The sequence below is a fragment of the Kocuria palustris genome, assembly GCF_016907795.1.
GTDB classification, from domain to species: domain Bacteria; phylum Actinomycetota; class Actinomycetes; order Actinomycetales; family Micrococcaceae; genus Kocuria; species Kocuria palustris.
Genome location: NZ_JAFBCR010000001.1, coordinates 50444 through 73629, shown reverse-complemented (window position 1 = coordinate 73629; position 23186 = coordinate 50444). Strand labels below are relative to the sequence as shown.

Sequence of the window (23186 nt, the reverse complement as noted above, 5' to 3'; positions counted from 1 at the left end):
GCCATCGGCATGTTCGGAAGGCTCTGCGGTCGAACGCGCCCGCTTCTGCCCTGAAGCCATCCACAGGCGGAGGAGCATCCGCTCGGTGGGCCGCGATCCGGTGTGGACTGTCCGGCATGACGCATCCCCTGCTCGACCCGCGGTACGCCCACGCTGCGACCGCGCTGCCGCCGGCGGCCGCAGGACCGGGCGGCGGCATTCTGCCCCTCCCCGACGATGAGGCACCGCGCTGGGCAGAGCTCTCCGCTCTGGAGCGCTCGGCCCTGCAGCGTGACGACCTGGCGGTCCCGCTGCTGGGCGGGATCTGCAGCCCGCGTCTGCTTCCGGTGACCCGTGCCGACCGTGCCCGGGCGATCCGTGCCGTCGTGCCGGAGGCAGTGCTGGAGCACGCGGTGCTGCACCGCACGACCGCCGCCTGGTTCCTGTCCTGCTGCCCGGCTCCGCAGCGTCTGCACCTGATGGTCCATCGTCAGCGGCGCACGACCACCCGCCCGGTCGATCCTCAGCTGGAGGGTCTCGCTTGGGAGGTCCGACAGCTGGTCCACGAGCCGCAGGACGTGGATCGGCTGCACGGTCTGCAGGTCACCACGCCGCTGCGCACCGCAGCGGATCTGGCCTGCTGGGAGGACCCGACTGCCGTGCCCGCCCTGGAGCAGCTCCTGGAGGCCCCGCATCTGGGTGTGGAGCCGCAGGCGGTCACGGACCTGCTGCGGCAGCGGTCCCGGCTTCCGGATCGACGCAGGGGAATGGTCACGCTGCGCAGTGCCTGCCGGAGGCTCGGACTGGTCGTGCCGCGCTGAGCTGCCGAGGGACAGCAGATGCGCGGCACAGACCCCTCAGGCACGAGCTGCGAAAGCCGCGGCTCAGTGCTCAGGCCTCCGCGGTGGAGAGCCTGCGCTGGCCGGAGGTGCGATAGACGTCGTAGACGCCGTCGATGCGCCGGACCTGGTTGAGCACGTGGTTGAGGTAGCGGGCATCGCCCATCTCGAAGGCGAAGCGCGAGATCGCCACGCGCTGCGTGGAGGTCGCGACGTTGGCCGAGAGGATGTTGACGTGGTTCTCGGAGAGCACCCGGGTGACATCGGAGAGCAGCGAGTTGCGGTCCAGCGCCTCGACCTGGATCTCGACCAGGAACACCGAGGCCTGGGTGGGGGCCCAGTGGACCTTGACCAGGCGCTCTGGCTCCTTCTGCGCGGCGATGTTCGAGCAGTCGGCCCGGTGCACCGAGATGCCCTGCCCGCGGGTCACGAAGCCGACGATCTCGTCCGGGGGCACCGGCGTGCAGCAGCGGGCGAGCTTCACGTAGACGTCGCTGGCGCCGTCCACGGCCACGCCGGAGTCGACCACGCGGGAGCGCACCGGCTGGATGGGCGTGGAGGTGTCGTCGATCTCCTCGGCCGAGCCCTCCTCGCCGCCGGCCGATTCCACCAGCAGGTCCACGACCTGCCGCGCCGTGACCGAGTCGGTGCCGATGGCCTCGTAGAGCTCGGCGATGTCCGACTTGTTCAGCGTGTGCGCCGCTGAGACCAGAGCCTCCTGCGTGACCGTGCGCTGCAGCGGCAGGTGGTGCTTGCGCAGCGCACGGGTCAGCGACTCCTGGCCGCGTTCGATGGCCTCCTCGCGGCGCTCCTTGGAGAACCACTGCTTGATCTTGGACCGGGCCCGCGGCGAGGAGACGAACTTCAGCCAGTCCTGCGACGGCCCGGCCGCCTCCGACTTGGAGGTCAGCACCTCGACCCAGTCGCCGTGCTGCAGCTCGGAGGACAGGGCCACGAGCTTTCCGTTGACCCGCGCGCCGATGGTCTTGTCGCCGACCTCCGTGTGCACGGCGTAGGCGAAGTCCACCGGGGTGGAGCCCACGGGCAGCGCCATGACATCGCCCTTGGGCGTGAAGACGAAGACCTCCTTGGTGTCGATCTGGTAGCGCAGCGAGTCCAGGAACTCGGTCGAGTCCCGCGTCTCGTCCTGCCAGGACACCAGGGACTTCAGCCAGCCGATGTCATCGGCATCCGCCTTGGCCGCGGGGCCGTCGGCGGCGCCGGAGGCCTTGTACTTCCAGTGCGCGGCCACGCCGTACTCGGCGCGCTGGTGCATGTCGTGGGTGCGGATCTGGATCTCGACCGGGCGCCCGTTCGGTCCCAGCACCGTGGTGTGCAGCGACTGGTACATGTTGAACTTGGGCATGGCGATGTAGTCCTTGAACCGCCCCGGCAGGGGCCGCCACCGCGCATGCAGCGCACCGAGGGCCGCATAGCACTCGCGCACCGTGCCCACGAGCACGCGCACGGCCAGCAGGTCCTGGATCTCGTCGAAGTCCTTACCCCGCACGACCATCTTCTGGTAGATGGAGTAGTAGTGCTTGGGGCGCCCCGTGATCGTGGCCTCGATCTCGGCCTTGTCCAGGTCCTCGGCCACCAGGGAGCGGATCTGGGCCAGATTGCGCTCGCGCTGGGGCTGGCGCTCCCCCACCATCCGCACGATCTCCTCGTAGATCTTGGGATACAGCGCCGCGAAGGACAGATCCTCCAGCTCCCACTTGATCGTGTTCAGGCCCAGGCGGTGAGCCAGCGGAGCGAAGATCTCGAGGGTCTCGCGCGCCTTGCGCCCCGAGGACTCCTGGGACACGAAGCGCCACGTGCGGGCGTTGTGCAGCCGGTCGGCGAGCTTGATCAGCAGCACGCGGATGTCCTTGGCCATGGCCACGATCATCTTGCGCACGGTCTCGGCCTGCGCGTTCTCCCCGTACTGCACCTTGTCGAGCTTGGTCACGCCGTCGACGAGCGCCGCGACCTCCTCGCCGAACTCCTCGGTGAGGTCCTCGAGGGTGTAGTCGGTGTCCTCGACCGTGTCGTGCAGCAGCGCGGCGACCAGCACCGGGCCGGTCATGCCGAGCTCGGCCAGGATGGTCGTCACGGCCACCGGATGAGTGATGTACGGGTCGCCGCTCTTGCGCTTCTGCCCCTGGTGGCGCTCATCGGCCACGGAGAACGCGCGCTGCAGGACCGCCAGGTCCTCGTCGGGAGCGTTCTCGCGCACGGTGCGCAGCAGCGGCTCGATCAGCGGGGACGACGAGATCGAGGCCCCCGACAGGTACGACAGCGTGGAGCGGGTGCGCTCCGAGCGCCCCGGGAACACTGCGCGGCCGAAGACCGGGCGCGAGGCGGGCACGACCCAGTGCGTGCCCCCGGCGCTCGAGCCCGTGCGACGCCGCGCCGCACGCTCGGCCTCCTCGGCCTCGAGCTGGCGGGACCGGCGCTCGATGGCCTCGTCCGGGTCGTCGGCGGCGGAGTCGGCGGTCGCCTTCGAGGCCGCACCGAGAGTCTCCGAGGCTTCCGGGGCCGCCGCGGCGGAGGCGCTGTCGTGCGAGCGATCTGCGGAGGGCTGCGGCGAGGTCTCCGCCGAGGCGCCCTCCTGGGCGGGCTCGACGGCTTCGGCGGAGGGTTCGGGCGCGCGCGGAGGCCGCCCCCGGCCGTCGTCGATGACTCCCCTGCGGCCCTCGGTCATCTCCGCCTCCTGTTCTCGGTCCGGCCAGGTTCAGCGCCCGGCCCTTCCACGCGATCCCCGAAGTGGATCAATCCGGCAATTGTAGGACCACCGGGACATGCTCCAGACCACATCGGGCCGCATCCTCAGGCTGTGGAGCCCCCGGCGCGGGTCGCGGTCGCACCTGCGGTGACGCTGCCCGCGGCCTCGTCGTCGAGCGGCACCTCGGAGTCCTCGCCCGAAGCACCGGAGCGGCCGGCGGAGGCCTCGGCACCCTCGTCGATCCGGCGCACGGCCGGTTCGCGGGAGCGCAGCGCCGCATACAGCGGCGTGGCCACGAACAGCGTGGCCAGCGTGCCGTAGATGATGCCCACGAACTGCGACAGCGCCAGGTCCTTGAGCGTTCCGGCACCCAGCAGCGCGGCGCCGATGAACAGGATGGCGCCCACGGGCAACAGGCCCACGATCGAGGTGTTGATCGAGCGCACCAGCGTCTGGTTGGCCGCCAGGTTGATCTGCCCCAGGAACCCGCGCTGCCTGCGGGAGGCCGGCGCGGAGCCGTCGAGCAGGCCCTTGGTGTTCTCGCGGACCTTGTCGAAGACGACCACGGTGTCGTACAGCGAGTACGACAGCACGGTCAGGAAGCCGATGACGGCCGAGGGCGTGACCTCGAAGCCCACGAGCGAGTAGGTGCCCACGGTGAGTGCCACCGTGACGAACACGCCTGCCATCGAGGCCACGGACATCTTCCAGGTGCGGAAGTACAGGGCCATCACGACCGCGGTGAGCACCAGGAAGATCACCAGGCCGCGCAGCATCTGCTGCGAGATCCCCGCGCCCCAGGTGGGGCCCACGAAGTTCGAGGTGACGTTCTCGGCCGGGACGTCATAGGCCTGGGCCAGGGCGTCGCGGACCTCCAGGGTCTGCTCGTCGTCGAGCTGCTCGGTCTGGGCGCGCATGGTGCCCGGGGCGATGTTGGTGACCTCGCCCTCCTCGGTGGCACCGGTGTCCTGCAGCGCCTGCTGGCCGACCTGCGGATCGTCGTCGGCCACCGAGGAGATCGTGAACTCGGAGCCGCCGGTGAAGTCGATGCCCAGGTTGAAGCCGCCCTTGACCACGGGGATCAGCAGGCTGATGACCACGAGCGCGCCGGCGATGGCCAGCCACAGTCCGCGGCGGGGCACGAAGCCGAAGGAGCGACGACCGCTGTAGAGGTCGTTGCCGAAGTCTGAGAAGCGGGACATCAGGCGTCCTCCTCGTTCGTGCGTCGGTCGGAGGCCGGGCGGGTCGCTTCCGGGTCCTGCGGGGGCGGCGGGTCCGACGGCGATGACTCGCCTGCCGCGCGCCGGGCCCGACGGCGGCGCTCGGCCACGGTGAGACCGCGCTCGTCGCCCGGGGCCCCCGCGGTGCGGCGGGAGGGCCTGCCCACAGCAGCGCTCGAGCCGGTGCTCTGAGCCTCGGTCGCTGCCTCGCCGGGCCCGGGAGAGTCCTCTGTCACTGCAGCACTGTGGGCCGCGGAGCTCTCGGGGGCGCTGTCGTCGTCGGGCTCCGTCGAGGCCGCGTGCTCCGTGCGGGAGCTGAGCGGCGAGGACGCGCCCACGAGCTCCTGCTCGGCCGGGGCGGTCTGCACGGCGGACTCCTCCGCCACCGCACCGGCGGCCGGGTCCAGGTCGTCCGGGGTGCGGGTGCGACCGGCGCCGCGGTAGAACGGCACGGCGTCGAGGGTCTCGGGATCCAGCCCTGAGCCCTTGCGGCCCTGAGCGAAGAACCGGGTGCGCGAGAGCAGGACCATGACGGGATGGGTGAACAGGAACACGACCACCAGGTCGATCACCGCGGTCAGGCCCAGAGTGAACGCGAAGCCGCGCACGTTGCCCACGGCCACGAAGTAGAGCACCACCGAGGCGATCAGGTTCACGGACTTGGAGGCGATGACCGTCTGGCGGGCGCGCTTCCAGCCGTGATCGATGGCCGCTGGGATCGTGCGCCCGATGCGGATCTCATCGCGGATGCGCTCGAAGTAGACGATGAACGAGTCGGCGGCCATGCCGATCGACACGATCAGGCCGGCCACGCCCGCCATCGACAGGCGGTAGTTCATGCCCCAGCCCAGCAGCACGATGGCCAGCCAGGACGCCACGCCCAGCACCACGAGCGAAGCGATGGTCACCAGGCCCAGCAGGCGGTACTGGAACAGGCAGTAGACGGCCACCAGGACCAGGCCGATGAGCCCGGCGATGACGCCCCAGCGCAGCTGATCGGCGCCCATGGTGGCCGAGATCTGCTGCTCCGAGGAGATCTCGAAGCTCACGGGCAGCGAGCCGTAGCGCAGCTGCTCGGAGAGGAACTGCGCGTCCTCCTCCGTGAAGGAGCCGGTGATCTGCGCCTGGCCGTCGGGGATGACCGCGTCCATGGACGGTGCGGAGATGACCTCGCCGTCCAGCAGGATCGCGAACTGGCTGCGGGGGTCCCCGGGGCTGGTCTGACCGATCGAGTTCAGGCGCTCGGAGAGCTCCTTGAAGGTCTGGGTGCCTTCCTCGTTGAACTGGATGTTCACGGCGTACTGGCCGGTGGTCGTCCCGTTGGCACCCTGGGCCATGCCGTACGACGAGTCCGAGATATCGGTGCCCTCGAGCTCGATCGGGCCGAGGATGTACTTGCCGCCGCCGCTGGGGTCGCAGGCGACGATGGCCGCCTCCGGGTCCTGGGCGGCGCGCTGCTCGGGGGTCTGCGGCTGCGCGCAGTCCGTGGCCTCGTACTTGGCCATCAGATCGCCGTCGACCCAGTTGGGGTCCGACGAGTCAGTGGGCTCGCCGTCCGGCTCGACCTGCTCGTCCTCGGGGGTGCGCTCGTCCTCCGGAGTGGCCTCGGCGGGGCCGACCATCAGCACGGGTCGGAAGCTCATCTGCGCCGAGGTCTGGATCAGGTCCCGGGTCTCCTGATCGGGCGTGCCCGGCATGGACACGACGATGTTCTCGCCGCCCTGGGTGGAGACCTCGGCCTCCGAGACGCCGGAGCCGTCGACGCGCTGGCGGATGATCTCCACCGCCTGGTCGAGCTGCTCCTGGGATATCTCCTCGCCCTCCTGCTGACCGGTCAGCTCAGGGGTCAGGATCATCTGCGTGCCGCCCTCGAGGTCCAGCGCCAGGCGCGGCCCCCAGCCGGTGTGGCCCTGGCCTGCGCCCCAGCCCAGCACGCCGAGCATGGCGACCAGCAGCACGAACATGCCCACGAGCGAGCCTCGAGCAGTTCTCACCGCCCGGTGCAGCTCGGTGCCGCCGAGCTGACGACGCTGCGCCCGCTGGGCCGTCGTCTCCTGCTCGCTGCGGCGCGGCTTCTTCTTCCGGTCCCCCGACTCGCGGCCGGGGGTGCTCGCGGACGAGCGATCTTCTGGCGATGTCGACATCGGGGCGCAGATCCTTGCGGGGTTCGAGGGGGCTGTGAAGCGCGGCACACGTGGGCCGGGCGGGCGCGGGTGGACCCGAGGAGGCGGTCTCAGGTGCCGCAACACGCACGAGCGCCCCGGCCGAGGGGGCCGAGGCGCGGGTGCTGGCTGATCAGCGGGAGGAGTCGGCTCCCGGATCGCGGGGATCCGTGGGGTCGCCGGCGGGGGTCTCGTCAGCGGAGGCGTCCCCGGCTGCGGTGGAGCCTGCGGCATCCGTGCCGCCGGCAGCGGGGGTGTCACGCTCGACCACGTTGGTGAGGGTCTGCAGGTGCACGGTGACCTGGGTGCCCGGGGCGATCTCGATGACGGCCTTGACGGCATCCTCGTCCTTGGAGACCAGGCGGCCGTAGAGGCCGTAGCTCGTCATGACCTCCATGCCGGGCTCCATGGCGCGCTGCTGCGACTTCAGCTTCTCCTGCTGCTTCTTGCGGGTGCGGCTGGAGAACCAGAACATGCCGATGATCAGCAGCAGCATGAAGCCGAAGAGCAGCATGGAGGAGCCGCCGCCTCCAGCGGCTCCGGCGGCGGACAGCGATTCGGTGACGACGGGTGTCATGCAGACTCCTGATCCTGCGATGCGCTTCTGCGCATCGCGTGGTGGTCGGTGCCGCGACCGGGACTCCGCCCCTGGACAAGCACGTGGGGCAGCGCGGCGGCGGCGAGGATTCCCGTCCATGGTAGGGGACGAGGCCGCGCAGGGCCCGGTCAGCGGGCTCCCAGGCGCCGGGTCGCAGCCGGTCGCCGTCCGGAGGGCTACTGCTGCGGGGGGTCCTGGTCGCCGAGGGCCTGGCGCACCGCAGTGTCCCGGAAGGCTGCGTGCTCGGGCGGTACCAGTCCCAGGTGCTCCCAAGCCGCAGGCATGGCGATGCGTCCTCGCGGGGTCCGCGCCAGCAGGCCCTCGCGGACCAGGTACGGCTCGGCGACCTCCTCGACGGTCTCCGATTCCTCCCCCACGGCGATCGCCAGGGTGGACAGCCCCACCGGTCCGCCGCCGAAGTGGCGGACCAGCGCCTCGAGCACCGAGCGGTCCAGGCGGTCCAGGCCCCGCGAGTCGACCTCGTACATCTCCAGGGCGGCGGAGCAGGCGCGGGCGTCGATGCTGTCCACGCCGTGGACCAGCGCCCAGTCGCGCACGCGGCGCAGCAGGCGGTTGGCGATGCGCGGAGTGCCGCGGGAGCGGGTGGCGACCTCCTCGAAGCCCTCCGTGGACAGGCGCAGGTCCAGCAGCCCGGCGGAGCGGCGCAGCACGGAGACGAGCTCGTGGTCGCTGTAGAACTCGAGGTGCCCGGTGAAGCCGAAGCGATCGCGCAGCGGTCCCGGCAGCAGCCCGGCGCGCGTGGTGGCACCGACCAGGGTGAACGGAGGCAGGTCCAGCGGGATGGAGGTGGCCCCGGCGCCCTTGCCCACCACGATGTCGACCCGGAAGTCCTCCATGGCCATGTAGAGCATCTCCTCGGCGGGCCGGGACATGCGGTGGATCTCGTCGAGGAACAGGACCTCGCCCTCAGTCAGGGAGGACAGGATCGCGGCCAGGTCGCCGGAGTGCTGGATGGCAGGCCCGGAGGAGATGCGCAGCGGAGCGCCCATCTCCTGGGCGATGATCATGGCCAGCGTGGTCTTGCCCAGACCGGGAGGTCCGGACAGCAGCACGTGATCGGCGCTGCGGCCCCGCAGCCTGGAGGCCTCCAGGACCAGGGAGAGCTGCTGGCGCACACGCGGCTGACCCACGAAGTCCGCCAGGGACTCGGGGCGCAGGGCCGATTCGACGGCGCGCTCGTCCAGCTCCGGCTCCCCGCCCACCAGGCGCTCGGACCCGCTGTGCTGTGCGTCCATGCTCAGCGGCCCTCCCCCGTGCGAGTCGAGCCCCGGCCGGCGGCAGGAGCCGAGGCCCGGGCGCCGAGCCACGCGAGCACGGTGCGGAGGATCAGGGCGACGTCACCGGAGTCGGCGAGCTCCTCTCGACCGACCAGGGCGTCGTCGATGGCCGCCGAGGCGTCCTTCTCGTTCCAGCCCAGACCTGTGAGGGCCTCCGTGACCTGGGTGCGCCACAGCGGGATCTGCGCCGCCTGCGGGGCCGAGGCCGGTGCCGGATCGGCGGGAACGAGCTTGTCCGCGAGCTCGAGCACGATGCGCTTGGCGCCCTTGGGCCCGATCCCGGAGACGGTGGTGAACGGCTTGGGGTCGCCCTGGGCGATGGCCGTGCGGACCTCCTGCGTGCCCAGCGCGGCCAGCACTGCCAGTGCGGTGCGCGGACCGATGCCGGAGACGCCCAGCATGGTCTCGAAGATCTCCTTCTCCTCCGCGTCCGCGAAGCCGAACAGCAGCGGGGAGTCGTCCTTGCGCGCCACGAACGCGGTGGCCAGCCGGGCCTCGCGGCCCTCGTGCAGCCCGGAGAGAGTCTGCGGGGTGGCCTGCAGCTCGAGGCCCAGCCCCATGACGTCGACGACGGCCGTGCTCAGCCCCTTGTGCAGCACCTCGCCGCGCACGGACGCGATCATGGGAACACCCTCTCCTCGATGCGGGGAGCCGCCCGCGAATCGGGCAGCCATTCGAACATCAGTACGATGCCTCGCTCACCCTACCAAGCCGCGACGACCACACAGCGCAGGCCCTCGCCCGGGACGAGGGCCCGCACCCGAGGACGATGCGGTCCCTCAGCGGCCGCGCCGAGCCTTCTGCTCCGCGGCCTGCCAGGCGCGCTGAGCGGGTGTCAGGGCGGTGCCGCGCTCCTGGCTCGCGCGCTGCAGTCCCGTGCGGGCGCCCTGGTGCGTGGTCGTAGTGCCCGCCTGGGCGTCCAGGCCCGCGCCCACACCGGAGCGCCAGCCGTGGCAGACCGCGATCGCCAGGGCATCGGCGGCGTCGGCCGGACGCGGCAGCTGCTCGAGGCGGAGGATGCGCGCGATCATCTTGGTCACGGCGGCCTTCTCGGCCGAGCCGTCGCCGGTGACCGCGGCCTTGACCTCGGACGGGGTGTGCCAGGCGACGGGGACCCCGCGAGCGGCTGCGGCGGCGATCACCACGCCCGAGGCCTGGGCGGTGCCGACCACGGTGGGGGCGTTGTTCTGCGCGAACACGCGCTCGATCGCCATAGCATCCGGGGCGAAGCGCTCGAGCAGCTGATCGGCCGCCTGGGCGATGCGCAGGATCCGCTGCTCCAGGGGCTCGTCGGCGCCTGTGCCCTGGACCTCGTGGTGGACCCATTCGGCGCGGCGGTCGGCGCGCATGCGCACGATCCCGAACCCGCAGCGGGTCAGCCCGGGATCGACGCCCAGGATGACCTGCTCGGGGGCCTGCGCCCTGGCCGCGGAGCCCATGGCGGGACGTCGGGCGGGTGCCGGAGCCTGGCTCAGTCCTCGTCCTCGAGCTGGGCGGCGACCTCGGGGGTGATCTCCACGTTGGAGTAGACGTTCTGGACGTCGTCGAGCTCCTCGATCGCGTCGGCCAGGCGCAGGAACTTGCGCGCGGCGTCGGCGTCGAGCTCGACCTTCATGTTCGGGCGGAACTGGGGGTCGTCGTTGTTGTACTCCAGCTCCGCCTCGTCCAGAGCCGTGCGGATCTGGGGCAGGTCGGTGGCCTCGGAGATGACCTCGAAGACGTCCTGGTCCTCGATGACCTCCTCCGCCCCGGCGTCCAGCACGGCCATCATGACGTCGTCCTCGGTGACGCCGTCGGCCTTGGCGACCTCGGCCACGCCCTTGCGCTCGAACATGAAGGTGACCGAGCCCGGATCGGCCATAGTGCCGCCGTTGCGAGTCACGGCCACGCGGACCTCGGAGGCCGCGCGGTTCTTGTTGTCGGTCAGGCACTCGATGTACAGCGCCGACCCCTGGGGGCCGCGGGCCTCGTAGAAGATCTCCGAGTACTCGATGACCTCGCCGGTCAGGCCGGCGCCGCGCTTGATGGCGCGGTCGATGTTGTCGTTGGGCACCGAGTTCTTCTTGGCCTTGGACACGGCCAGATCCAGCGCCGGGTTGCCCGCGGTGTCGGCGCCGCCCTGGCGCGCGGCGACCTCGATGCCCTTGATGTACTTGGCGAAGGCCTTGGCGCGCTTGGCGTCGATGGCGGCCTTCTTGTGCTTGGTCGTGGCCCACTTGGAGTGACCGGACATGGCTTGCCTCCTGGTTCGTGTCGGTGCCGCAGCGCCGGGCTCCTCCCGGCGGCGGCTGGCAGCGCGTGCGTCGGGGGTGCCGGTCACGGCCGGAGGGGCCGTGCGGCGCACCACCGCGGCGCATGACGCTGCGCTGGGAAGTCTGCTGGTCGATTGTAGGCGACGGGTCCCGGGCTCAGCGCGGACGGGAGGCCGCGACCTCCCGCGCCTTCTCCGCCAGCAGATCGTTCAGCGGCTCGAGGGTCTCGTGCGCATAGCGTCGCCGCACCGCCGTGGCGATGAGGTGATCGGCCACCGCCGGGTTCTTGGGCAGCAGGGAGCCGTGCAGATAGGTGCCGATGACCTCGCGGGTCACCGCGCCCTCCGTGCCGTCCTGGCCGTCGTTGCCCGCACCGGAGATCACGCGACCGAACGGCTCCTGGCCCGCGCCCAGGTGGGTCAGCCCGGAGTGGTTCTCGTAGCCGATCACGGTGCCGAGATCGGGCGACTCGGTGACGATGTTGCCGATCAGCCGCTCCGGGCCCCCGACGGTCTCGAGGTCGAAGATCCCCACGCCGGTCAGCGTCTCACCGCCGATCGTGCGGAACCGGTGGCCGAAGAGCTGGTAGAGCCCGCAGATCGCGAGCATGGGCGCGCCATCCTCCACCAGCTCCAGCAGCAGGGGCTTGATGCGCTGCAGGTCCTCCATGACGCGGAACTGCCCGGAGTCCTGGCCGCCGCCGCCCACGAAGATGTCGCCGTCGCCGGGGAAGGAGTCGCCGGGGTTGTAGTCGGTGACGCGCACGCTGTAGCCGCGGCGCTCGAGACGGCGCTTGAGCGTCAGCGTGTTGCCCCAATCGCCGTAGATGTTCATGTCACGCGGATAGAGCTGCACGAGGTGGATCTCGCCCTGCCCGCCGAGCTCGGGCTCGGCTCCTGCGGCGGGGAGGTTGGGAGTCGCAGTGGTCATCGCGGTCCTCTCTCAGATCTCGGGCACGACGGCCACGGCGCGCAGCTCGCGGCGCAGCGTGAGCATGGACGTGTAGGTGCAGAAGACGCGCATCGGGCGTCCGTCGGCGGAGGCGATGAACTCCGTGAGCGCTCGGGCGATGTCCGGCTCGACGGCGCCGACCTGCACCTGGTCGTAGTCCAGGCGCAGAGCCATGTCCCAGGCCCGGGTGCCGGTGACCATGTCCACTCCCCCGCTGCGCAGGGACTCGAATTCGACGTCCCACAGCCAGGAGACGTCGCGGCCGTCGGCGTACTCGTCGTTGATGGAGATCATGGTCGCGTAGGACTCCGGTGCGGCGGAGGCCAGCGACAGGCGGAAGCCCGCGGGGTTCTTCACGAGCAGCAGCTGCAGCGGGGTGCCGTCGACCATGATCGTCTCGCCGCGCCCGAAGGCCGGGGTCACGCGCGACAGCTCGCCCAGCAGCGACGGCAGCGCCGCCGACAGGCCGCTGCGCTCCTGCGAGACGGTCAGGGCCAGTGCCAGGGCGGCCGCGGCGTTGTAGACGTTGTAGACGCCGTAGAGGTGGACCTCCGCCTTGGCGGGCTCACCGCGCACGGAGAACGTGACGTCTGTGGCCTCGAAGTCGTCGAGCTGCACGACGGCCTCCGGCTTGGCCTCCTGCGACGGCAACGGAGCCTCGGGGCCGTCGGCGCCGCGCATGTCGTCGTCCGACGGGAACATGGGCCGCAGCTTCTCCGACAGCCCGTACCAGTGCACCGCGGTCCCGGGGCGGACGTCATCGGCCAGAGAGGCAATGCGCGGGTCCTCGCGGTTGAGGACCACGGCCTCGGTGGTGGCCGCCGCGATCTGGGAGAGCATGCGGCGGGTGGTGTCGATCTCGCCGAAGCGGTCGAGCTGATCTCGCATGACGTTGAGCAGCAGTGCGAACCGGGGCTGGACGAGCTTCACGAAGTGGACCGCGTGGGCCTCGTCGAGCTCCAGCACGGCGATGTCCGCGTCCAGCCTGCCGGTCAGGGAGATCTCCTCCAGCAGGGAGGCCGCCACCCCGCGCACGAAGTTCGAGCCGGTGCGGTTGGTGAACACGCGCAGGCCCTGGGACTCGAGCAGCTGGACGGCCATCTTGGTGGTGGTCGTCTTGCCGTTGGTCCCGGAGATCACCACGACGCCCTGGGGCAGCCGGGCCAGCTGCTCGGCCACGAAGTCCGGGTGCAGCTTCTCCATCACCAGCCCGGGGAACGCCGAGCCTCCGCCGCGCAGCTTGGTGGCGGCGCGCACGCCCTGGCCGAGGAGCCTCACAAGTGGTCTGGACATGGCGGACATCCTAGTTCGTCGCCCTGACGACTCAGCGACGGCAGGGCCGGGGCTCGCCGCCAGGTTCAGTGCTCCCGTGCGAAGACCTTGCCGGGATTGAGGATCCCCTGCGGATCGAACACCGCGCGGATCTGCGCCTGGAGGTCCAGCTGATCCTCTCCGAGCTCATCTCCGAGCCAGCGCCGCTTGAGCAGGCCGATGCCATGCTCCCCCGACAGCGTGCCGCCCAGCTCCAGGGCGATCCGGAAGACCTCTCCGGCGGCCTCCCAGATCCGCTCGGGGACCTCGTCGTCGCCGACCAGGAAGATCGGGTGCAGGTTGCCGTCGCCGGCGTGGGTGGTCGTGGGGATGAGGATCCCGTGACGCAGCTCGATCTCGCGGATGCGCTCGAAGGCCTGGGCCAGCCGGTCGCGCGGCACGGCGATGTCCTCGACCAGGATCGAGCCGCCGCCGGCGAAGCCGCCCTCCTGGGCCATCCGCTGCGCACGCGCCTCCAGCGCCGGGAACGCGCTGCGTCGCAGACCGATGAGCTCATCGGCCTCCGCCTCGTCCTCGGCCGCGCGGACCTCGCCGCCGGCGGCCTCAAAGATCGCCGCGATCCTCCCGGCGACCTCGTCGGCTTCCCGCCCGTCGGTCTGGGCCAGCAGGAACGACGACCCCGCCGAGCCGATGCGCCGACCGCGCCGCTGCTCGACACACTCCACCGTGGGCCCGTCCATCAGCTCGAGCAGCGCAGGGGTGAGACCCTCCGCCGTGACAGCGGAGGCGGCCGCCGAGGCTGCGATGACGCTCGGGAAGCTCGCCGAGACCACGGGGCCCGGGCCGGTCACGACGGGACGCAGGGCCAGCGTGCACTCGACGATCACGCCCAGCGTGCCCTCCGAGCCGATCATCAGCGCGCAGAGGTCGTAGCCGGTCACGCCCTTCACGGTGCGGTGGCCCACCGAGATCAGACGGCCGTCGGCGAGCACGACCGTCAGCGCGAGCACCGCCTCGCGGGTGACGCCGTACTTGGCGCACAGCAGGCCGCCGGCGTTCATGGCGATGTTGCCGCCGACCGTGGAGATGTCCTTGCTCGAGGGGTCCGGGGCCCACCACAGTCCGTGCTCGGCCAGTCGGGCGTTCAGCGCGCCGTTGAGGATCCCCGGCCCGACGACGGCCAGGCGATTCGGCACCGAGATCTCGTGCACCTGATCCAGGTCCTGCGTGGACAGCACGAGCTCGCCGGGACCGGCGCACGCCCCGCCCGCCAGGCCGGTGCCCGCGCCGCGGGTGACCACCGGGATGCCGTGCTCGGAGGCGGTGCGGCACACGAGCTGGACGTCCTCGATGCTTCCGGCGCGGATCAGCGCCAGCGGGGCGCCCGGGCTGCGGTGCCCCGAGCGGTCCTCCCGCAGCGGCTCGAGCTCAGCGGGGTCGGTGCTCAGCCGCGCCCCCAGCTGCGCCTTCAGGTGCTTGAGCGCAGTCGTGGTGCCGTGATTCGCGGACATCGGACGTCTCCTCGGGTCGTGGGCCGCAGCGGGCAGCAGGAGCGGTCCTGTCGCGATGCGGTGTGACACGAGCCTAGGCACACCCGGGCGGCGCATGGGCGAGAGTTGGATGCGTCAGGCGGTCATGCCAGCGGCGGCGGGGCCTGAAGACTCAGGTGCCATGACACGCCACGACACCTAGGCTGATCTGCGTGCTCACCGCAGATGCCTCCCTCACCGGAATGCCCCAGAGGATCACCGTGGCCGGCGGCAGCGGGACCGGAAAGACCACGCTCTGCAACCGGATCGCAGAGCTGATGGGATACCCGCGGGTGGAGATCGACAGCCTGCACCACGGTCCCAAGTGGACACGCCGCGAGTCGTTCGTCGCCGACGTCGAGCGGTACACCTCCGGACCCCAGTGGGTCATCGAGCTGCAATACCGCGAGGTCCGGCCCCTGCTCCTGGAGCGCGCCGACACCCTGCTCTGGCTGGACTACCCGACCTCGGTGCAGATGACTCGGCTGATGCGCCGCACCCTGCGCCGACGCCTGCTGCGGCAGGAGCTGTGGAACGGGAACCAGGAGCCCCCGCTGCGTACCTTCTTCACCGATGAGGAGCACATCATGCGGTGGGGCTGGCGAACCAGGAACGAGCTCAAGCCGATCATTCCCACCGTGGAAGACCATTTCCCGTCATTGACCACTGTGCGTCTGGGCCATCCTCGAGAAGCCGGACAGTGGCTCAGAGCCCTGGCCGAGGCGCACCAGACGATGAAGGAGCATCCGGCGAGGCGCGGTTCCTGCATCGACGACCGGTGCATGCAGCATGAAGTGAGTCCGCCCTCGGCTGGGCCTGGACAGAGGATGCGCCCGTGAGGTTTACTGAAGGCAGCTCCCCTCCTGCGGGTGGGTGAGAAGTAGAGGCCAGGATCCCCGCGCTGACGGGACCTGGCCTTCGCGCTGCCTATTGTCTACTGCAGCACGATGCGAATGATCTGGACGGCTCCCTGAAATTGGTCGAGCCATCTCCTGTCGCCCGTCTCGGCATCACCGACCGCGCCCAAGACCTGATCGGGGACCCACAGCATCGGCTCGATCGAGGGCAGCTCGATCTCCACCCTGATGCCCGCAGGGATCGCTCTCTGGCCACGCAGACGAAGAATCAGGTCCATGTCGCGTCTGTTGAGCGACGGAGTCCTCGACTCCAGGTGCACGAGGCTGACATGGCGCTGACCTAGTTCCCAGAGCAGACACTTGAGGCACTCCGCTCTCGCCCGCTCCTGCTTACGCAGGTTCAGCGCAGTCGCCACGACCACGAGATGCTCGCCTTCGGCAGAGGCCACCACTGCTGTGACTTCAGTCTTCTTCCGTGGGCTCAGCTCATGCCAGTGGAGCTTCGGAGCTCCTTTCGGGAGGACGGTCCGCAGCTGGTGTCTCGTCCCGGAGCAGCGAGCCGGCTCGGAGACGACTGCACCGAGCAGATACATGGGATCAGGCACAGCGTGCTGTCGCATGCTCTCGTCCACCCAGGCGTGAAGCTCGGGATGGTCCGACTCGTGCATTCGGGGCTCCTCTCACTCCCACGACGCTGTGGCGAAAAGGCCCAGCTCGAGGGTGGCTCCAGCAGACACGAGAGGTCAGACGACACAAGGGGAACGGATCTCGGGCCACCGCAGAGCACTGGTTCTGTGGCTCAGCTGCTCCCGACTGTGTCGTCAGCCGAGGCTGCACGTCGCCGGATCATCAGGAACGCAGCCAGCGCGATGGACGCGCACACGGCCATCGTGAACGCCATCGGGCGGGCGTCGGTCTCGCCGGCCATGCCCACGATCGGGGAGACGAGCGCGCCCATTCCGAACTGCAGCGCCCCCATCAGCGCCGAGCCGGTGCCGGAAGTCTCGGGCACCGCCTGCATGGTCACCGCCGAGGCATTGCCCAGGATGAAGCCCATGGCGGTCGTGGCGCAGAACAGCAGCGCAAGGGTGGGCACGGCGGGCACCCCGATCAGCACGACGACGACCAGCGCCACCGCGACCGCCGTGAGCGCGATCAGCGCCGTGCCCAGGGTGCGCTGCACGGGCACCCGCCCGGCCAGCCGGATCGAGATCAGGCTGCCGGAGGTCATGCCCAGCGCGTTGAGGCCGAACAGCAGCGAGTACGCCATCGTGGGCAGCCCCAGGATGGACTGGATGACGAACGGCGAGGCCGAGACATAGGCGAACAGCGTGGCGAAGGACATGGCCGAGACGACCACGCCGCCCGCGTAGACCGGCGTGCGCAGCACCGCGTCGATGGTGGATGCCATGCGCCGCAGACCGCCCTCCTGGCGCCGCGCGTCGGGCAGGGACTCCGGGACGACGGTCAGGATGCCGACGACCATGACGGTCACGATCGCGGTGATCACCCAGAAGATGCCTCGCCAGTCAGCGACCTGCAGGATGGCCCCGCCCGCCATGGGCGCGATCACCGGCATCACACCGCCGATGATCATCATGATGTTCATCAGCCGCACGGTCGTGGCCCCGCGCGTGATGTCCGTGATGATCGCCCGGGCGATCACGACGCCGGCGGCACCGCTGAAGCCCTGCACGAACCTGGCGATGACCAGCACCTCGATGCTCGGCGCCAGCGCGCAGACGATGCCGGCCAGCAGGCACACGACCGTGCCGATCAGCAGCGGACCGCGCCGCCCCAGGGCGTCGGACAGCGGGCCGATGACGAGCTGGCCCAGCCCCAGCCCGATCATGAACGTGGTCAGCGTGAGCTGCACGGCCGAGCCCGTGGTGGCCAGCTCCCGCGTCATCTCCGGGAACGACGGCAGGTAGACGTCGGTGGCCAGCGGCGAGACCGCCGACAGCAGCGCCAGCGTCAGGATCAGCGCGACGGCCGAGCGCTGCCCCTGCGCGGGCGAGGCCGGGGTGATCAATTCTCCTCGGACGACCCGGTGGGCCCCTGAGCAGCCGATTCCGCCGCCGAATCCGGCTCCGGCCAGTGCTCCCGGATGTCGGTCCAGGTCCCGCCCAGCGTGTCCATGATCGCCTTGGTGTGCGCGGTCACGGGCAGGAAGTTGGAGTCCCCGATCCACCGCGGCACCACATGCATGTGCAGGTGATCCGACAGCGAACCGCCGGCGGCCTGGCCCAGGTTCAGCCCCGTGTTGAAGGCGTTCGGGTGCGAGGCCTCGCTCACTGCCACGACAGCGTCGCGGGTCAGGCGCATGAGCTCGGTGAGCTCCTGGTCTGTCAGCTCCGTCAGATCCGCCACGTGGCGGTACGGGCACACCAGCAGGTGGCCCGGGTTGTAGGGGAACACGTTGAGGATCACGAAGCAGTGCTCGCCGCGGAAGACGATCAGGGATTCGTTGTCCCGGCGCTCGGGGCCCGTGCAGAACGGGCAGCCCGGCACCGTCTCGACCGAGGTGTCCTCGCCGCGCACATAGGCCAGGCGGTGCGGGGTCCACAGGCGCTGGAACGAATCCGGCACCCCGGGGATCTCGAAATCGTCCTGGCGCACCCAGTGGTGCTGGCCCACGCGCGCGCCCGGCTCCCCCGTGCTCATGACTGCGCGCCCTGCGACCCCGGCGCATCGGCGTCCACGCCGGGGGCCTGCCCGACCGTCTCATCGCCTGCGGCGGCCGAGGGGACGGGGTCGTCGTTCACGCGGTTGCTCACGTGCGCGGCGATCCGGGCGACGGCCTCCTCGACCGGCACGCCGTTCTCCTGCGAGCCGTCACGGAAGCGGAAGGACACTGCACCGGCCTCGGCGTCGTCGCCGCCTGCGATCAGCACGAACGGCACCTTGTCCTTGGACGCGGTGCGGATCTTCTTGGGGAACCGGTCCGAGGATGAGTCCAGCTCGGCGCGCACCCCGGCGGTGCGCAGCTTTGCCACGACATCGCCCAGGTAGTCGTCGAAGGCCTCAGCCACCGGGATGGCACGGACCTGCTCGGGCGCCAGCCACGCCGGGAAGGCGCCTGCGTAGTGCTCGGTCAGCACGCCGAAGAAGCGCTCGATCGAGCCGAACAGCGCGCGGTGGATCATGACGGGGCGCTGACGGGAGCCGTCGGCGGCCGCGTACTCGAGGTCGAAACGCTCGGGCATGAAGAAGTCCAGCTGGATCGTGGACATCTGCCAGGTGCGCCCGATGGCGTCGCGAGCCTGGACCGAGATCTTGGGGCCGTAGAACGCAGCGCCCTCCGGATCCGGCACGAGCTCCAGGCCCGAGGCGGTGGCGACCTCCTCCAGCGTGGCGGTGGCCTCCTCCCAGGCGGCGTCGTCGCCGATCGACTTCTCCGGGTCCCGCGTGGACAGCTCGAGGTAGAACTCATCGAGGCCGTAGGCCTTCAGCAGGTCCAGCACGAAGTCCAGCGTGGTGGCGATCTCATCGCGCATCTGCTCGCGCGTGCAGTAGATGTGGGCGTCGTCCTGCGTGAAGCCGCGGGCGCGGGTCAGGCCGTGGATCACGCCGGACTTCTCGTTGCGGTACACCGTGCCGAACTCGAAGAGCCGCAGCGGCAGGTCGCGGTAGGAGCGGCCGCGCTGGCGGAAGATCAGGTTGTGCATCGGGCAGTTCATGGGCTTCAGGTAGTAGTCCTGGCCCTGCTTGGTGACGTTGCCCGCGGCGTCGCGCTCCTCGTCCATCTGCATGGGCGGGAACATGCCGTCCTTGTAGAAGCCCAGGTGCCCGGAGATCTCGTACAGCGTGGACTTGGTGATGTGCGGCGTGTTCACGAACGAGTAGCCGTGCTTGACGTGCTGCTCGCGCGAGAGATTCTCCATCTCCATGCGGATCAGACCGCCCTTGGGGTGGAACACGGCCAGGCCGGAGCCGATCTCGTCCGGGAAGGAGAACAGGTCCAGCTCGGAGCCCAGCTTGCGGTGATCGCGGCGCTCGGCCTCGGCGAGGCGATCCTTGTACGCCTTGAGCTCGTCCTTGGTGGGCCAGGCGGTGCCGTAGATGCGCTGCAGCTGCTTGTTCTTCTCCGAGCCGCGCCAGTAGGCGGCCGCCGAGCGCATCAGGGCGAAGCCGTTGCCGATCAGCTTGGTGTCCGGCAGGTGGGGCCCGCGGCACAGGTCCTTCCAGACGATCTCGCCGGACTTGCGGTCGACGTTGTCGTAGATGGTCAGCTCGCCGGCGGCAACCTCCTGCGAGGCGCCCTCCGTGGCGGCGACCTCCGCGCCGGAGCCGGGGCCCTGGGCCAGCCCGATCAGCTCGAGCTTGTAGGGCTCATCGGCCATCTCCGCGACGGCCTCATCGTGGGTCACGGAGCGCCGGCGGAAGCTCTGCGTGGAGTTCACGATCTTCTGCATGCGCTTCTCCAGCGCCTTGAGATCCTCCGGGGTGAAGGCCTCGTCGACGTCGAAGTCGAAGTAGAACCCGTCAGTGATGTACGGGCCGATGCCGAGCTTGGCCTCCTGCTTGAGCTCCTGCACCGCCTGGGCCATCACGTGGGCGGTCGAGTGGCGCAGGACCTCCAGGCCCTCCGGGTCCGAGATCAGCACGCGCTCGATCGACTGCCCGTCGGCCAGGGGGGTGGCAAGATCGCGCAGCGTGCCTTCGATCCGGGCGACGACGACCTCCCGCTGGCCCTGGTAGAGATCAGCGGCGGTGGTCCCGGTCGCGACCTGCTGCTGCTGTCCGTCCACGGTGACGGTGATCCCGCCGACGCTGGGATCCTGCGCGGAGGGGTTCTGGGACACGGACTCGCTCATGAGCTGCTGCAGCCTTTCGGTTCGAGGGACGCGGCCGTACAGGGGCCGCGCGACCAGGCCATGCTACCGGCGCGGTGCGACGCCGCAGCTCGCGGCAGCGGCCAGAGCAGCGGGCACAATGGGTGGGGTCCCGGACCTCCCGGTCGCCGCATGCCTCGAACGGAGTCCCCGCAGCCACATGACCAAGCCTCCCGCCCCGCAGGACGACCCCGACGATCCCCACGAGGACCGGCAGGCCCACGACTCCGCCGAGCCCGAGGTCGAGCCGCTGCGCTACGACCAGCCCGTCACCGGGCAGATCCCGCTGCTGCAGCGCCCCGCCCCCGAGGCGTCCAAGGACCTGTCGCCGCGGATCCTGAGCACCCGGTTCGTGCTGCTGTGGCTGGTCCAGTTCCTGGTGTCCATGCAGTTCTACCTCGTGACCACCATCTCGGCCGCCTACGCGATGGACCGCTTCTCGGCCGGTCAGGCCGAGGCCGGGCTGACGACGTCGTCGTTCACCGTCGGCGCGGTGATCGCCCGGCTGCTCACGGGCAAGTACATGGAGCTCATCGGACGGCGGCGCGTCCTGGTCACGGCCATGGTCCTGTTCACGCTGATCTCCACGGCCTATCTGCCGGACACCGGAATGGCGGGGCTGCTGGCCGTGCGCTTCGTCAACGGCATCGCCTTCGCCGCCGTGACCACGATCGCCCCGGCGGCGGTGCAGGGCGTCATCCCCGCCCGGCGCCGCGGCGAGGCCACGGGGTACTTCGGCCTGTCGACCACCCTGGCCACAGCTCTGGGCCCCGCCCTGGGCGTGTGGCTCTCGCGCTCGATTGGCTACGGGAGCCTCTTCGTGCTCGTCTCCGCGGTGGCGGGCCTGGCCCTGATCGTGGTGCTCGTGCTGCGCGTCCCCGAGGTCGAGCTCACTCAGGCCCAGCGCCGCTCGGCACGGCAGTGGCGGCTGTCGTCGATCATCGAGACGCGCGCCCTCCCCATATCCGGGCTCATGGTCTTCGCGGGCATGGCCTACTCCACGATCCTGACCTACCTCAACGCCTACGCCGTCGAGCTGGATCTGGTGAGCTCGGCCGCGGCCTTCTTCGTCGTGTACGCGATCGCCATCGTCCTCACGCGCCCGTACCTGGGCAGGCGGCAGGACCGGCGCGGCGACAACAGCGTGATCCCTCCGGCGCTGGTGCTGTTCTCGGCGACCCTGGTCATGCTGGCCTTCGCGAGCTCCGGATGGATGCTGCTGGCGGCCGGGGCCATGCTGGGCTGCTCCTTCGGCGCGATCATCACCGCGGCCCAGGCGGCGGCCGTCAAGGTCGCCCCAATCGCTCGCGTGGGACTGACAACGGCGACCTTCTTCCTGTGCATGGACCTCGGCGCGACCGTCGGGCCCGCTGTCCTCGGCTCTGTGATGCCCGCTCTCGGCTACCGCGGGATGTACCTGTGCGCAGCCGGTGTGCTGCTGGTCGCCGTCGGGTACTACTGGCTCGTCCACGGTCGCGGCGCAGGTCGGACCCCGTCGCCGCCCACGGGGCAGATCCCCGTGGCCTGAGCGCCCGGGACCACGAGAAACCCCGGGCAACCCTGAGGGCTCCTCTTGCTCAGTGAGCTTAGGGTGAAGGCTCTTCCCGATGTCTTCCCGCAGAGGAGCTCACCCCCATGAGCAGCGCCCGACTCCCCCGATCCGTCTTCCTGAGCGGCGCCGCCGCGGCGGTGCTGAGCCTGGCCGCCTGCGGCTCGCAGGACGACGACGGCCAGGGCGACTCCGAGGCCACGGGCGGCAGCGCGTCGTCGACGCCGGAGCCGGTCGAGCTGCCCGGCGGCGGCACCGAGGTCTTCCCCGGCCGGCGCATGACCGCCCTCTACGGCTCCCCGGGCGTCCCAGGGCTGGGCTGTCTGGGCGAGCAGGACGTCGACGCGTCCATCACACGCGTGCAGGAGCTGGCCAAGGAGTACGAGCCGTTCTCCGAGGAACCGGTCATCCCGGCCTTCGAGATCATCACCACCGTGGCCTCCGCCGAGGCCGGCCCCGACGGCGACTACTCCAACGAGCTGGATCCGAAGTCCCTGAAGCCGTGGATCGATGCCGCAGGCGAGGCCGGCATCTACTGCGTGCTGGATCTGCAGCCCGGCTCCACGGACTTCCTGACCCAGGCCAAGCGCTACGAGGATTTACTGCGGCAGCCGCATGTGGGCCTGGCGCTGGATCCCGAGTGGCGGCTGCAGCCCGGTGCTCGGCACATGGTGCAGGTCGGCTCGGTGGGCGCCGCCGAGGTCAACGAGGTCGCCCAGTGGCTGGCGGGCATCGTGCGGGGGGAAGACCTGCCGCAGAAGGTGCTGATCCTGCATCAGTTCTCCGTCACCATGCTCCCGGACCGCGCGAGCATCGATGCCACCGTGCCGGAGCTGGCCATGGTCATCCACGCCGACGGCCACGGCACCCGCGATCTGAAGCTGAGCACCTGGGAGACGCTGAAGACGGATCTGCCCCAGGGCATGCGCATGGCGTGGAAGAACTTCTACGACGAGGACACCCCCACCTGGACGCCCGAGCAGACCTACGACATCGAGCCGAAGCCGTGGTTCGTGTCGTATCAGTGAGGGCGTCGAGCCTGCCAGACGCCACTGTCAGGACAATACTGGCCTGCATCGGGCAGGAGAGCACGTCACTCCACGGCAGGCAGGATGCGACATCATCGGCCAGAGTGTCG

General features: G+C 70.4%; 19 protein-coding genes. 4 read left to right on the top strand and 15 right to left on the bottom strand.

Features of this window, described 5'->3' with window-relative positions; genetic code table 11:
• The first annotated feature begins 116 nt into the window (after positions 1-116).
• Entirely contained in the window at positions 117-800 is a 684-nt protein-coding gene (locus JOE55_RS00330) for a hypothetical protein (protein ID WP_204781658.1), read from the top strand.
• Positions 801-870: 70 nt separating this feature from the next.
• Here the strand turns inward: JOE55_RS00330 and JOE55_RS00325 are convergent, their stop codons facing one another.
• The 11 genes from JOE55_RS00325 to JOE55_RS00275 all read right to left on the bottom strand — a co-directional run bounded on the left by JOE55_RS00325 (position 871) and on the right by JOE55_RS00275 (position 14789).
• Positions 871-3504 carry a RelA/SpoT family protein gene (locus tag JOE55_RS00325; protein ID WP_204781657.1) on the bottom strand — a complete coding sequence of 878 codons (2634 nt, stop codon included), beginning with the start codon at positions 3502-3504 and terminating at the stop codon, positions 871-873.
• A 125-nt stretch (positions 3505-3629) separates the two neighbouring features.
• Positions 3630-4727: a protein translocase subunit SecF gene (gene secF, locus JOE55_RS00320; RefSeq protein ID WP_204781656.1), complete on the bottom strand. Its 1098-nt coding sequence runs from the start codon at positions 4725-4727 to the stop codon at positions 3630-3632.
• On the bottom strand, positions 4727-6889 hold the full coding sequence (gene secD / locus JOE55_RS00315) for a protein translocase subunit SecD (protein WP_204781655.1): 2163 nt from the start codon (positions 6887-6889) through the stop codon (positions 4727-4729). Before secD ends, secF begins: the two co-directional genes overlap by 1 nt.
• A 151-nt stretch (positions 6890-7040) precedes the next feature.
• On the bottom strand, positions 7041-7484 hold the full coding sequence (locus tag JOE55_RS00310; protein ID WP_006213306.1) for a preprotein translocase subunit YajC: 444 nt from the start codon (positions 7482-7484) through the stop codon (positions 7041-7043).
• Positions 7485-7681: 197 nt separating this feature from the next.
• A complete protein-coding gene (gene ruvB, locus JOE55_RS00305; RefSeq protein WP_006213307.1) occupies positions 7682-8761 on the bottom strand; it encodes a Holliday junction branch migration DNA helicase RuvB in 1080 nt (359 codons plus the stop codon).
• A gap of 2 nt (positions 8762-8763) precedes the next feature.
• Entirely contained in the window at positions 8764-9426 is a 663-nt protein-coding gene (gene ruvA / locus JOE55_RS00300) for a Holliday junction branch migration protein RuvA (protein WP_024290551.1), read from the bottom strand.
• A 156-nt stretch (positions 9427-9582) separates the two neighbouring features.
• On the bottom strand, positions 9583-10242 hold the full coding sequence (gene ruvC / locus JOE55_RS00295) for a crossover junction endodeoxyribonuclease RuvC (RefSeq protein WP_204781654.1): 660 nt from the start codon (positions 10240-10242) through the stop codon (positions 9583-9585).
• 32 nt (positions 10243-10274) lie between these two features.
• The gene (locus tag JOE55_RS00290; RefSeq protein WP_006213310.1) at positions 10275-11036 is read right to left on the bottom strand and encodes a YebC/PmpR family DNA-binding transcriptional regulator; all 762 of its coding nucleotides are present in this window, start codon (positions 11034-11036) and stop codon (positions 10275-10277) included.
• Between the two features lie 175 nt (positions 11037-11211).
• Positions 11212-11985 (bottom strand): type 1 glutamine amidotransferase, encoded by a 774-nt coding sequence (locus JOE55_RS00285; RefSeq protein ID WP_204781653.1) that lies wholly within the window; start codon positions 11983-11985, stop codon positions 11212-11214.
• Between the two features lie 12 nt (positions 11986-11997).
• Positions 11998-13308 (bottom strand): Mur ligase family protein, encoded by a 1311-nt coding sequence (locus tag JOE55_RS00280; protein WP_204781652.1) that lies wholly within the window; start codon positions 13306-13308, stop codon positions 11998-12000.
• Between the two features lie 56 nt (positions 13309-13364).
• Positions 13365-14789 carry an FAD-binding oxidoreductase gene (locus JOE55_RS00275; RefSeq protein WP_204781651.1) on the bottom strand — a complete coding sequence of 475 codons (1425 nt, stop codon included), beginning with the start codon at positions 14787-14789 and terminating at the stop codon, positions 13365-13367.
• Positions 14790-15028: 239 nt separating this feature from the next.
• Between JOE55_RS00275 and JOE55_RS00270 the strand changes: the two genes are divergently transcribed.
• Positions 15029-15646 (top strand): P-loop NTPase family protein, encoded by a 618-nt coding sequence (locus tag JOE55_RS00270; protein WP_204781650.1) that lies wholly within the window; start codon positions 15029-15031, stop codon positions 15644-15646.
• Between the two features lie 95 nt (positions 15647-15741).
• Here JOE55_RS00270 and JOE55_RS00265 read toward each other — a convergent pair whose 3' ends face one another.
• From JOE55_RS00265 to thrS, 4 genes are all read right to left on the bottom strand, one after another.
• A complete protein-coding gene (locus tag JOE55_RS00265) occupies positions 15742-16332 on the bottom strand; it encodes a hypothetical protein (RefSeq protein ID WP_204781649.1) in 591 nt (196 codons plus the stop codon).
• A 131-nt stretch (positions 16333-16463) separates the two neighbouring features.
• Complete coding sequence (locus tag JOE55_RS00260) at positions 16464-17696, bottom strand: multidrug effflux MFS transporter (protein ID WP_051452713.1); 1233 nt, start codon at positions 17694-17696, stop codon at positions 16464-16466.
• Positions 17693-18328: an HIT family protein gene (locus JOE55_RS00255; protein ID WP_024290559.1), complete on the bottom strand. Its 636-nt coding sequence runs from the start codon at positions 18326-18328 to the stop codon at positions 17693-17695. The genes JOE55_RS00260 and JOE55_RS00255 overlap by 4 nt, the downstream gene beginning before the upstream one ends.
• Positions 18325-20481, bottom strand: coding sequence for a threonine--tRNA ligase (gene thrS / locus JOE55_RS00250; RefSeq protein WP_051452714.1), 2157 nt, complete (start codon positions 20479-20481; stop codon positions 18325-18327). Before thrS ends, JOE55_RS00255 begins: the two co-directional genes overlap by 4 nt.
• 178 nt (positions 20482-20659) lie before the next feature.
• Here thrS and JOE55_RS00245 point away from each other — a divergent pair, with 178 nt between their 5' ends.
• Together JOE55_RS00245 and JOE55_RS00240 are read left to right on the top strand one after the other, a co-directional pair.
• The gene (locus JOE55_RS00245; protein ID WP_204781648.1) at positions 20660-22027 is read left to right on the top strand and encodes an MFS transporter; all 1368 of its coding nucleotides are present in this window, start codon (positions 20660-20662) and stop codon (positions 22025-22027) included.
• A 107-nt stretch (positions 22028-22134) separates the two neighbouring features.
• Complete coding sequence (locus tag JOE55_RS00240; RefSeq protein ID WP_204781647.1) at positions 22135-23076, top strand: hypothetical protein; 942 nt, start codon at positions 22135-22137, stop codon at positions 23074-23076.
• Positions 23077-23186: the final 110 nt, after the last annotated feature.